The sequence below is a fragment of the Microcoleus sp. FACHB-68 genome, from assembly GCF_014695715.1.
GTDB lineage: Bacteria > Cyanobacteriota > Cyanobacteriia > Cyanobacteriales > Oscillatoriaceae > FACHB-68.
In genome coordinates this window covers 625953-638016 of the sequence record NZ_JACJOT010000008.1, presented here as the reverse complement: position 1 = coordinate 638016, position 12064 = coordinate 625953, and the positions used below count along the sequence as shown (strand labels likewise).

The 12064-nt window shown below is 45.9% G+C and carries 12 protein-coding genes; 5 read left to right on the top strand and 7 right to left on the bottom strand.

Annotation, left to right across the window (positions count from 1 at the left end):
* Positions 1–11: 11 nt before the first annotated feature.
* From lptB to H6F73_RS11635, 3 genes are all read left to right on the top strand, one after another.
* On the top strand, positions 12–740 hold the full coding sequence (gene lptB / locus H6F73_RS11645; protein ID WP_190758915.1) for an LPS export ABC transporter ATP-binding protein: 729 nt from the start codon (positions 12–14) through the stop codon (positions 738–740).
* Positions 741–966: 226 nt separating this feature from the next.
* Positions 967–2142, top strand: a complete 1176-nt coding sequence (locus H6F73_RS11640) for an LptF/LptG family permease (protein ID WP_190758914.1) — start codon at positions 967–969, stop codon at positions 2140–2142.
* Positions 2143–2439: 297 nt separating this feature from the next.
* Positions 2440–3921 carry a hypothetical protein gene (locus H6F73_RS11635; protein ID WP_190758913.1) on the top strand — a complete coding sequence of 494 codons (1482 nt, stop codon included), beginning with the start codon at positions 2440–2442 and terminating at the stop codon, positions 3919–3921.
* Positions 3922–4158: 237 nt separating this feature from the next.
* Here H6F73_RS11635 and H6F73_RS11630 read toward each other — a convergent pair whose 3' ends face one another.
* A complete protein-coding gene (locus H6F73_RS11630; protein ID WP_190758912.1) occupies positions 4159–5580 on the bottom strand; it encodes an NADP-dependent isocitrate dehydrogenase in 1422 nt (473 codons plus the stop codon).
* A gap of 306 nt (positions 5581–5886) precedes the next feature.
* Between H6F73_RS11630 and H6F73_RS11625 the strand changes: the two genes are divergently transcribed.
* Entirely contained in the window at positions 5887–6366 is a 480-nt protein-coding gene (locus H6F73_RS11625; RefSeq protein ID WP_190758911.1) for a hypothetical protein, read from the top strand.
* A 10-nt stretch (positions 6367–6376) separates the two neighbouring features.
* The gene (locus H6F73_RS11620; protein ID WP_190759620.1) at positions 6377–7258 is read left to right on the top strand and encodes an inositol monophosphatase family protein; all 882 of its coding nucleotides are present in this window, start codon (positions 6377–6379) and stop codon (positions 7256–7258) included.
* On the opposite strand, the gene H6F73_RS11615 is transcribed toward H6F73_RS11620, so the two are convergent.
* Genes H6F73_RS11615 through H6F73_RS11590 form a run of 6 tightly spaced genes read right to left on the bottom strand, consistent with a single transcriptional unit; the run spans position 7237 to position 11541 of the window.
* Complete coding sequence (locus tag H6F73_RS11615; protein ID WP_190758910.1) at positions 7237–7431, bottom strand: hypothetical protein; 195 nt, start codon at positions 7429–7431, stop codon at positions 7237–7239. The genes H6F73_RS11620 and H6F73_RS11615 overlap by 22 nt on opposite strands.
* Entirely contained in the window at positions 7403–8050 is a 648-nt protein-coding gene (locus tag H6F73_RS11610; RefSeq protein ID WP_190758909.1) for a class I SAM-dependent methyltransferase, read from the bottom strand. The genes H6F73_RS11615 and H6F73_RS11610 overlap by 29 nt, the downstream gene beginning before the upstream one ends.
* Positions 8051–8065: 15 nt before the next feature.
* A complete protein-coding gene (locus H6F73_RS11605) occupies positions 8066–9490 on the bottom strand; it encodes a DUF2142 domain-containing protein (protein ID WP_190758908.1) in 1425 nt (474 codons plus the stop codon).
* Between the two features lie 27 nt (positions 9491–9517).
* Positions 9518–10483, bottom strand: coding sequence for a glycosyltransferase family 2 protein (locus tag H6F73_RS11600; RefSeq protein ID WP_190758907.1), 966 nt, complete (start codon positions 10481–10483; stop codon positions 9518–9520).
* 9 nt (positions 10484–10492) lie between these two features.
* Entirely contained in the window at positions 10493–11161 is a 669-nt protein-coding gene (locus H6F73_RS11595; RefSeq protein ID WP_190758906.1) for a class I SAM-dependent methyltransferase, read from the bottom strand.
* A 47-nt stretch (positions 11162–11208) separates the two neighbouring features.
* Entirely contained in the window at positions 11209–11541 is a 333-nt protein-coding gene (locus H6F73_RS11590) for a hypothetical protein (RefSeq protein ID WP_190758905.1), read from the bottom strand.
* Between the last annotated feature and the right edge of the window lie 523 nt (positions 11542–12064).

The window sequence follows — 12064 nt, the reverse complement described above, 5'->3', positions numbered from 1 at the left end:
ACAAATCCCCAATGAAAATTTGGCTTGAAAATGTTCACAAATCCTATGGCAAGCGCGTCATTGTCAACCGCGTTAACTTGTCAGTGGCGCAAGGAGAAGTCGTAGGATTGCTCGGACCCAACGGTGCCGGTAAGACAACAACGTTTTATATTACCACCGGCTTGATCAAACCCAATCACGGCACCGTTTGGCTTGATGACGTCAATATTACTAACCTGCCGATGCACAAACGGGCGCAGCTTGGCATTGGCTATTTAACTCAAGAAGCAAGTATCTTTCGTCAATTGAGCGTTCGGGATAATATCTTACTGGTATTAGAGCAAACCGGCGTTCCCCGTCACGAATGGCAGCAGCGTCTAGATTATTTGTTGCGAGAATTTCGCCTAGAAAAAGTTGCTTATACCGCCGGCATTCAAGTCTCTGGCGGAGAACGCCGGCGTACTGAACTAGCGAGAGCATTGGCAGCTGGACAAGCCGGCCCAACATTTTTGCTGCTTGATGAACCGTTTGCCGGTGTTGATCCGATCGCTGTGGCAGAAATTCAGCAAATTGTCGCCGGATTGCGAGATCGCCAAATGGGCATCCTGATTACCGATCACAATGTCCGAGAAACCCTCGCCATTACCGATCGCGCCTACATTATGCGCGATGGCCAAATCTTAGCAGCCGGCAATGCAGAGGAACTCTACAACAATCCCCTCGTTCGACAATACTACTTAGGTGAAAGCTTCCAGCGATAGCCGGCTCATTTTAGATTTTAAAGTGGGGATTTACTGGTAAAATCCATAACTTAATAAACTTTCAATGTTTTATCACTCACCTAAATTATCCAATCCCCCTGCCGGTCTTCATAACCAAATTTTTGGCAATAGCTGAAAGTTTTTATAAACCCTCTGTGTTTATCTATTTTTATAAAACTCTTAATTTCTCTCTTCCTCCTCACACCTCAATCCCCAGACTCAAAACATGAGATTAAGCCTGTCCAAATCCTTCCATTCGCTTAGCTGGCTAACTCCTAGAATTTCGGTCATGGATCGCTATATTGTAATGGAGTTATTGCCGCCATTTCTATTTGGAGTGGGAGCTTTTTCATCCGTAGGGGTAGCCATTGGGTCAATGTTTGACTTGGTGCGGAAGGTAACAGAAGCCGGCTTGCCAATGACGCTGGCGATGAAAATTTTGCTGTTAAAGCTTCCTTATTTCGTCGTTCTCGCCTTTCCCATGTCAATGCTGCTAACATCCTTACTTACCTACAGCCGGCTATCGAGTGACAGCGAGCTAATTGCCCTCCGCAGCTGCGGCATTAGTATTTACCGATTGATTACACCGGCTCTGGTGCTGAGTATTTTCGTGACAGGGATGACCTTTTTTTTTAATGAACTTCTTGTGCCGGCTGCAAATTATGAAGCGTCTATTACCTTAGAGCGGGCATTGAAACAAGATACAAAAGTATTTCAAGAGAAAAATATTATTTATCCAGAATTTAGTCAAGTCAAGCAACCCAATGGCAAAAAACAAGAAGTTCTTACGCGCTTATTTTATGCAGAAGAATTTGACGGTCAGCGAATGAAAGGCTTGACAATTTTAGATCGCTCGCAGGAAAATATTAATCAGATATTGGTATCCGAATCAGCAATTTGGAATAACGCAACAAATACGTGGAACTTTTTTAATGGCACCATTTATATTGTCGCACCAGACGGTTCGTATCGCAATATTTTAAAATTTGAAGAACAAGAATTAAATCTTTCTCGCGCTCCGTTTGATCTGGCATCAAAAGACCGGGATTATAATGAAATGAATATTGCACAATCCCAAGAGTATTTGAAACTACTCCAACAGAGCGGGAAAGAAAAGAAAATTCGCAAGCTGATTATCCGCATTCAACAGAAATATTCGCTGCCCTTTGCGTGTGTTGCCTTTGCCCTAGTCGGTGCGGCATTAGGGACTAAACCACAGCGAACCAGCAAAGCCACAGGCTTTGGCGTTAGTGTTTTATTAGTCTTTGCTTACTATTTATTGATGTCGATTGGGGATGCCTTGGGGTTGAGCGGGGTGATTTCTCCTGTGATAGCCGGCTGGTTGCCAACCCTGTGCGGCTTTGTAATGGGAGCAGTGTTGTTAGTGCGGGTATCCCAATAAGTTTTAGGGAGACTAAAGAGATCAAACCAAGCTGCCGGTTAAGAAAGTCTGCAAGGGTGGATGCAAGTTTAGATAGCGGTGATTTAAAATCGTTGGGTGGATAAACTTTAAGAAAGTTGGAAGTTAAAATCCCCTAAAGACAAATTCAAGGCTAGGATGTAATCACAGTCAACTTTCCTTTTGGGGACACTTTCCCACCGGCGCTTGTTGTCGCTGTAACCGGCAGCCAGACAATTGGCATCAATGTCAGTGTAAAATTTTTGCCCCTTCCGTGCCAGCTCAAACTGCGCTTAACCTATGTCACCTCATAAGCAACTGCCTAACTCGATCCGCAACATCAGAGCCAAAATACGACCCCTATTAAGACCGGCTGTTTGGGGAACGGCAGGAGTTCTGGTGGTATTGGGACTGTTTATGTCTGAGTATTTGGCGAACCCAGAGCAATTTACAGAACTCATTCCAAAGCAAATGGGGGCAGAGGAATCCGACGCAAGAGCACTGTCGCCCGAAGAAAAGGCCAGAATCGCTGAGATTGAGCGCTCGTCGGCGCTGCTTAAAGAGTTGAAAGCTGGGGATGCTGCCGGCAAACAGCCAACCTCAGCAAATTCTAAAAGTCTGCTGGAACAAAGCCTGGGGCTGAACCCAAAGGCTGGAAAGGAAGAAACCAAATCGGTTGATCCACAGAAAAACCCCAATGCAATAGGGCCAGAAACTGCAAATCTGTTAGCCGGCACACCCTTAGCAACCGCACCGATTAAAGGCAATTCCTCCCCAGCGCGGTATGACACAGGAATTCCTAGCGCGATGCCATCAGCGGGGCAAATCTATGACACAACTTTAGGTAACAGCTTGCTCAACGCCACGGGTGGGATTGGCAATTTGCCTCCTGCCAGCCCCCTGCAATCGGCTTTGGACAGGTACAAGCTCGGCCAAAATTCATCATCGCTGCCTTCCGCGAATGCCGATACCGGCACCGAGACTGAAGCCGCTTTTAACGCAGGATTTACAGGCGTCGCCCAGTCATTTCCCAACAAGCCAGGAGTCACGCCGGCAAGAGGGGGTTTAGATGGATTTGACCCACCCTACCGAGGCCCAAGACCGGGACGAGATCCAGGCCGGCTCAGCTCCACTGGCACAGACGGTATCAATTCTTCGTTGATTCCCACGTTACCGGGACAAATCGCTCCCTCAACGAATTACGGCGCACCAGACACCAGCTTGACGCCAGGGACAGGAGCGAATGCAGCCCCCGATAATTCCTACCAGTATTTAACCGGCTCCCCTTCTTCCCCCGCAGCACCAAACGCCGTAAACCTTGCACCATCGGCACCGACCGTTACACCCAGCAATTTAGGACAACAATCGCCATTACCGACCATCACAGCCCCAGCCCCGTTACCAACCTCTAATAGTCCTGTACAGCCCCTAAGCAGGCCGGGTGTTCCGACGAACGCTAGCCAGCCGGCTTTCCCCGGTTTTAACGCACCAGGAACGCAACCGGGAGTCAGCGGCATTCCCAACAACTACGGACAGCCGGTTTACCCAGGCTTCAACGCACCTGGGGCGCAACCGCAAGGATTGCCGGCGATCCCAAATAATTACGGGCAATCACCGTTACCCAGCTTAAATACCCCAAGCACCGGCATCAACTCCGCATCTCCCAGTAACTACGGGACGCCAGGACTGCAGCCGGCTCTGCCAAACGCACAACCGAACTATGCAGCACCCGGAAGTATTGGTAACGGTCAAGTCAATACGTTCTCAAATCCGACAAGGTGAGGGGATTGGGCATTGGGGATTGGGCATTGGGCATTGGGCATTGGGCAAGGCTTCGCCAACCTAAAGGTATGGGCAAGGCTGCGCCAACCTAAAGGTATGGGCATTGGGGATTGGGCATAGGGCAAGGCTTCGCCAACCTAAAGGTATGGGCATTGGATGAAAGAACTTTTCTCCCCTTCTCTCCCTCTTCGCTAGCCTCTAGTCCCATGCCCCATGCCCTATGCCCCATGCCCCTCTTCAAAAGTGCTGAATAATTGCCTCGGCAAACTCAGAACACTTTAGGGGCGGTTCCACCGGCGGTTCCATTAACCGGGCTAAATCGTAAGTGACTTGCCGGTTAGAAATGGCATCCCCCAAACCTTTCTTAATCAGATCGGCGGCTTCTTGCCAGCCCATAAATTCCAGCATCATCACCCCCGATAAAATCACCGAACCGGGATTTACCCGATCTAAACCGGCGTGCTTGGGGGCGGTGCCGTGGGTGGCTTCAAAAATTGCAGATGAATCGCCAATATTTGCACCGGGACCCATGCCTAAACCGCCGACAATGGCAGCCGCAGCATCAGACAAGTAATCGCCGTTTAAGTTTAACGTTGCAAGAATTGAATATTCTGCCGGCCTGGTTTGAATTTGCTGGAAAATACTATCGGCAATTCGGTCATTCACCATCACCTTATCTTTCCACTGCCCATTGCCGTGAGTTTCCCAGATGGAATTGAGGACTGTTTCCACTTCCTGACAAATTTTTGCTTGCTTATCAGGCGTTAGGGCATCAAATCCTGGCTCAATTTCACGGGCGTTGTCTTCGAGGGAAATATCGGGTTTGCGCTCTTTATTGCCTAAAATCCAAGATTCCTGTTCGGTGACGCACTCAGCGCGAAACTCGCTCGTCGCAACCTCATAACCCCAATCGCGAAACGCGCCTTCGGTGTACTTCATAATGTTGCCCTTATGAACCAAAGTCACCATTTGCTTGGCTTTGGGCAACCGCAGGGCGTGCTGAATGGCGCGGCGTACAAGTCGCTGAGAGCCGGTTTTGCTCACCGGCTTGATGCCAATGCCGGAGTCGAGGCGAATTTGCTTGCTGCCATGTTCAGGCGTGGCAGGGATTAACTCGTTATTGAGCAAAGCGATTAATTTGTCGCAGATTTCACTGCCTTGCCGCCATTCAATCCCCAGATAAATATCTTCGGTGTTTTCCCGATAAATAATTACATCCAGTTTTTCAGGGGTTTTGTGCGGTGAAGGTGTGCCGGCATAATATTGGCAAGGACGCACACAGGAATAAAGGTCAAAGATTTGCCGCAGGGCAACATTTAAAGAGCGAATGCCACCGCCAACCGGCGTAGTAAGTGGCCCTTTAATGGCCACGCCGTATTCTTTGATCGCTGTGAGGGTGTCTTGGGGCAGATATTGATAGGTGCCGTATTTTTCGCAAGCTTCATCGCCGGCATATACCTTAAACCAGCTAATTTGCCGCTTGCCACCATAGGCTTTTTCTACGGCAGCATCAAGGACTTTTTGGGATGCCGGCCAAATATCAACGCCGGTGCCGTCCCCACGAATGAAGGGAATGATCGGGTTATCTGGGACAATGGGCTTACCATTTTCAAAGGTGATGCGTTCGCCGGTGGAGGGGGCAGTAATTTTCTCGTACATATCGCAGGCTCGTCACTTCTTCGGTAGAACTAACATCCCACACTTAGCATTGATGGGACGCGCAAAATGCTCATCCTACAACAAAATAGTGCTGAGTCCTGAGTGCTGAGTCCTGAGTGGGACAGTGGGTGAGTCCGAGAGTTGGGGAGTTGGAGAGAAAACAACGACATCGGTCGTCTTAGTTTAAGAAAGAGTCTTTGGCGAGCTGGAGCGTTCAATGTAAGTTAAGCTTTTTTGCGAATTGTATCCATCTTGGCTGCATCTAATGTTTGCTTTGTGAAGCTTCTCAATCTTAAAATTTTGAATATGGAAAGCACTCACACAAAAAGCGGTTTGAGCCGTACACAACATCTTTGGATCGCCGCCGGCATCTGGACGCTGGTTGGTGCCGGCCTGTTTGTCATGGGTTTGGTGTTTTGGTTTCATTTTCCCTATTTGGGATTTTTAGACTCCAAGCATCTTCTCGGAGGCGCAGCCGCCCTTGGGATTGGTTTGGTGAAAGGAAAATTGATTCTAGATCGCACTGCCGGCAGGGTAATTGAGCGGGTGGAAACCTTGCAAGAGCCTAACCCGTTTAAGAGCGTGTTTCAAATGTTTGGGGGCAAGACAATTGCTCTAATTTTGGCGATGATGGGCATTGGTATTGTGCTGCGGGTTGCCGGCGTTAGCTTTGAGGTGCGCGGTTTGATTTATATTGCAGTGGGGATTGCGTTGTTGTGGAGTTGCCGCCGGTATTGGGTGGCATCTTTCCAGCCGGCATCTCTTGTTATTGGTGAGGATTCCTAGGGTGCCCGATTTGCCCGATCAAAAGAATTTGGATGAGATCGGTCAGATCGCCCGCGCTGTAGGCTGGAGGGCGGCTGAGATCCTGCATTCCTACTCCTACGGCGCAGCGGCTAGCCGGCTTAGCGTTGAGGATAAAAAAGATGGGCCGGTGACAAGTGCCGATCTGGCAGTTGATCGCTACATCTTGCAACAATTACGCATTGCTTTGGGTTCTCAAGACTTCGGGTTTCTCACCGAGGAGACTTATAAATCTTTGCCGGCAGCGCAAAAGTCTATCCCTGTCCCCCAATCTTGGGTGTGGATCATTGACCCGATTGATGGCACCCGCGAGTTTATTAAGCGCACCAGCAATTATGCTGTTCACATCGCCCTCGTTTGTGAAGGTCGGCCTGTAGTGGCTGTGGTTGTGTGGCCGACTGAAGGCAAGCTGTACTACGCGCAGTTAGGTGCCGGTGCTTTTGTGGAAAATCCGGCGGGATTTCGGACGCCGTTGCAAGTCTCCCCACGGGAACGCCTACAGGAATTAACGGTTATCAGCGGCCACAACCACCGAAATGAGCGCTTCAACCAGTTAATGCGCCGATTGCCTTGCAAAAATCAGAGATTTGGCGGGAGTATCGGCTGCAAAATCGCCCAGATTGTCGAACACGAGGCAGATGTTTATATCTCGATTTCTGGTAAAAGTGCGCCGAAGGATTGGGACTTTGCTGCGCCTGAGTTAATTTTGACCGAAGCTGGGGGCCGGTTTACTCACGCGGATGGCACCCCCCTGATGTATAACCAGGGGGATGTCACTCAGTGGGGTTGCGTGATCGCCAGTAATGGCCACTGTCACGAAGATCTGTGCGCTCAAGCTCAAAAGGTTCTCACTCAGGGGGAACGCAAAAAATGAGTGCCGGTGGCGACTGCTTCCAATTTCTCTTCAAAGTCCCCCAAATTTGGGGAGCCAGTGCGGTCTTGGGTTCCCCCCAAGTGGAGCAACTGGCGTGGATTTAGGGGACAGTTTGGGTTGCAATGCTCACTTTCTAAAAATCCTCTAAGATTGCCGGCTGGCAATGACGGCATAAAAAGGATCGCCCCCACCCATTCCTAACATTTGTAGGAAACTTGGCGCACTTGACTGATGGGCGACAACTTCTGGTTGACTAAATCCTGGTACTGATTGGAAATAGCTTTTAACGAGTTCAACTCGGCTAGCTTCTGAACCATCTCGCCACGCTTGGATAGCTTTTTGATAAAACATCCGGTTGGAGAAGCTGATAATGGCAATACCACCCGGTTTGAGGATGCGGTAAATCTCGGAAAACACCGCATCTGGATACTGCAAATATTGCACAGAAACGCAGTTGAGAACGGCGTCAAAATCTTGATCCGGTAAGGGTAATTTGGGGGTTTCGTTCAGGTTTTGCAGGAAGTAATGATCCAGCCGGCGATTTTTGGCGAGTTCATCCCCATTCATCCCGTGTCCCTCAACGTGGGCAAATTTCATCTCTTCTGGGAGATGGGAAACCCAGCTACTCATCATGTCAAAGATGCGTGTGTTGGGTTGGAGGCGTTGCCGGTAGAGGTTGGTTAGTTGATCGATAAATCCTTCGTCTACGTGGGTGACGAAGCGCGGGACTGAATAAAAGTCGCTATCGCTGGTATCGTCTAATTTTGTGCGCTGAATCGGTTTGAGTACCATGAGTGTGAAGAAATGTTACAAATAATACCTCTTTAATAATATCGCAGCCGTCAGGGTGCAGGAAAATAGGGCGTAGCCGGTGAGTGTTGAGATAGGGATTTTTAAATTAATCTTGATTTTTTGGTTATAGAGTAATAATAAAAAAAGTGGAGTGAGGGGGATAAAATATCGTCCTTGTACGCCTTCTATAAGGTTTGCACCCACTGGAGTCCAAGCAAGATACATAGCTGTTGTAATTAGTAAGCCGGTTAAAAGAATGATAATTAAAAGTATAGTTTTTTGGAATAATGAGATTTTAATATCGGATCGGTGACTAAATAAAGCAACGGTAATTAGTAAAATTATATAGGAGATTATATGAAAACCAGGCAATGAGGTGTCTAGCCATCCAAGTTTTCCAATTAATTGTTCTAAATAAGTTAAGCCGTAAGTTGAAAGTGTATTAGTTTGGGTTAAAATAAATTGCACCGGCTGATTTAAAATATAATTTACCTGTTCGCTTAATACGACATTGTCTGTAGCCGGTCTTAGGGGAATATATAAATCTTTAATTAGAGAAGACCAAGCTAGGATTGCGATCAAGGTTAATAAATTTATGCCGGCAAACCCTAAAAAATATTTTGCGAGACTCCCTAGCTTTTTAACTGGGATGATTAAATATAATAAATTTAATGGGAAGTAAGCGGTTTTAGACAGTCCGATTAAAATCGAAAGTAAAGCGATACTGAGAATTTTAATATATCTAATACGTTGTGCCGGTTCAAAAGCTATCTGGAAAAAAATAGCTGCTAAAAGAAATGAAGCACCATTTGTCAAAGCATCCGCCGATAGAGAGGCTGCTTGAAACAGAGACATGGGAGTTAAAGCTAGCAAAAATACCAGCCATTTATAAATCGGGGTAACTTTAATCGCTAGATAGATAAGTCCCACCCAAACCAATAAGTTTACTGCTCTCCCCAAATAAAATATAATTATGGGAGAAACTCCCAACAACTGCCCGAATGCCATTCCTAAAGCTTGGGGTAAATAAGGAACAGGAGAGTATAAAGCAGCATTGGGAAAACGTACAAAAATTTTATCTTGACGCTTAAGCGGTAAATTGAGCAAAGAAAGAATATCTTGAATTTTTTGCTTGTTTTCTGGTTGAAAACGGAGATCAACTGTTGAGGCTTGTTGCGCGGTTATTAGAACACTTTTTGGCAGCATTCCTCCCACACAAATCGCTGCCGGCGTGTAAACCAGTCTTCCATGACAGTCAACGATTTTTTTCTCTGAGATGAAACCTCCTTGGGATACCTGAAAAGAGCGATAAAAATGCTGGTATTCATCAGCCGCTTGAAAGGGAGGTGTTATCAATAAAAATAAAATGCCAAAAATGACACTAATAATAACAAATGCCTTTTCAGGCGTTTTGACAATCGATTTCCAGTTTTGTATCATTATAAGCTGAGATTTTATAGCAAATTTTTATTCCAAACTTTCCCATATTTTGTGAACCGGCATTTTCGGGACATTTGTCACATCATAGTTAATTGCTGCCAATAAGGATTGAAATCCCAGAATAATCGGGAGAGACGCTAGCATGACTGTACCACTGGTTGCCGGTATTCCTCGTTGAATGCTTAAATACCAATTATACAATCCAAATATTAATCCCAGGCTGATTAAAATAATAGCAACAATTAACTCAACCGAACCAATATTAAAATCCCGTAAAAAGTAATTGTAAAAAATTCGTTTAAAAAAACGGTTGATATACTTGCAGGGAAAAATTAACATAACTCTGCCGATTTTGAGATGGCTAATTTCCTCCCCATACTTTGCAGCCATCGGCAAATCATAAACTACTGCACGCACGGTATTTAATCGAAATAGCATATCACTTTCAAAGAAATATCTTTTATCTAATTTATGCAGAGGAATCATTTTTAAAACACTTGCATGAATAGCGGTATAGCCATTCGTTGGGTCCATAATATCCCAATATCCACTACACATTTTACTTACAAAAGACAGCAAGGCATTTCCGATTAGCCTTAGCTTCGGCATAGATGCCAGTAAATCTAAATCAAAAAATCGATTGCCTTTAACATAATCTGCCAAATCGCCGGCAATAGGTTTAATAAACTTGGGAATTAAGGCAGGTTCCATTTGTCCATCCCCATCAATTTTAATAATAATCGTTGCGCCGGCAGCTATTGCTTCCCTATACCCAGAAACAACGGCACCTCCTACGCCTCTATTCGTTGGATGAAAGATAACTTTTACCCGTGAATCTTGACAATAGCTATTAACATAATCGCCCGTTGCCTCTGGACACTTATCATCAATCACATAAATTAAATTCACCTCAGATCCAATTTTATCAATAACTTCCAAAATATGCTTTTTAACGTTAAAGCAGGGAATCACAACAGCAACTTTTTGAAGCATCCTACTTTTTTATAAATTGCTATAATTTTCATCACGCTGCCAAGCGCTTACGAGAAACAAGGGGAATATATTCCAATATAAAGGAACAAAGGTTCTGCGAATTTGCTTGAATCCATGAGATTTTAGATAAGATTCTACTTCGCTGCCGGTGTGATAGTGATCAGCCGGCTTCGTAATTCCAAAGACTTTGCGTAAGCCGATGTAAATAAAATTTTCTGTTGGCAATGAAGTCAGCAAGACACCATTCGGTTTTAACCAACTTCTCAGGATAGATGCCGGCACCGATAAATCCTGAAAATGTTCTAAAACGTCAGCAGCAATAATCGCATCAAAAGACGCTTGAGGAATTTTGACAACCGCTACATCATCTTTAATGATTTTAACATTATTTAATTGATGCTTTTCAGCAACTTGTCGTGCTTCAATATCTTCTAAATCCAGAAAAAAAACCGTTTGAAAGTGACGCGTAAGCGTTGGTAAAAATACACCACCACCTCCGCCAAAATCCAGACAAGAATCTTTGGAAATTTGCAGGCGTTGCAGGTGAAAGTTAATCATCTTCAATCGCATCCAAAACACTTGCCTCACCGGCCAATATTTAGAGTAATACAGCGTGGGAACCCGATCCGAGTCGGTGGCAATGGTGCGAAGAAAATTTGGCTCAATCTCAACAAACATAAAAGCAATAAGCAACCATTAAGGAAGTTTACCACTGCTGTTCGCCCCTAAGCGGGAAGCAATTCAATGATGACTAATTCTGGCCGGCATAAAAATCTCACCCTCGGTGCAACGCCTCGCTGCATCCCAATTCCCCGCGATACAATTAGCGTGCGATTGCCCGTTAGTTTCGTCATGCCGGCAGCCCAACTTCGCGGTATTTTGGAACGGGTAAACACCGGCCCGACGAAAGGAAGCCGCACCTGGCCCCCGTGTGTGTGGCCGGCAACCAGCAGATCGGCGTCAACATCACCCAGGGCACAGTCCGGGGCATGACCTAAAACAATGTGAAAGCGATCGCAAGGCGCAACCTTTAACCGAGAATTTCTGGAAGCTGCCAACGGTAAGCCGGTGAGGACAATAAACCTGTGGACAAAGATTCCGTAGGCTAATAGTTAAAGGATGCCTAAGCCGTATTCTCCCATAAAGAACGGAGCAATTAGTCCAAAAGCTGCTAACGCGAATAAGCCGGCATTTTGCACCATTTTAGGCATTTTGCACCGCAAAGCCATAACAGCGCCACATCGCCGCCGGTCATTATCAAGTTGTAAGGAATAGTGTAGGTTTCAGGAGCCATATTAGAAACGTAAATACGAAAAACCTGCTACTTAATTAACCCTATACTATGAATACCCTGATTTCGATAGGTGGAATGCGACAGGTGTTCAACTCAAAACGCTAAGCTGTGGGAAGTTTGGATGGGATGCCGGCTTAAAAAGCTGAATGAAATCAATCAAAAGCGAGTAGAGTTATCTAAGCAGGTTTGTTGCTATAACAATTTAAGGTGATTTTGGGAATTCTGTAGCATTAAATTCGGTATTTAGTAAAAAATAATATTCTTTCTCATTTTTGCTAACTTTACAA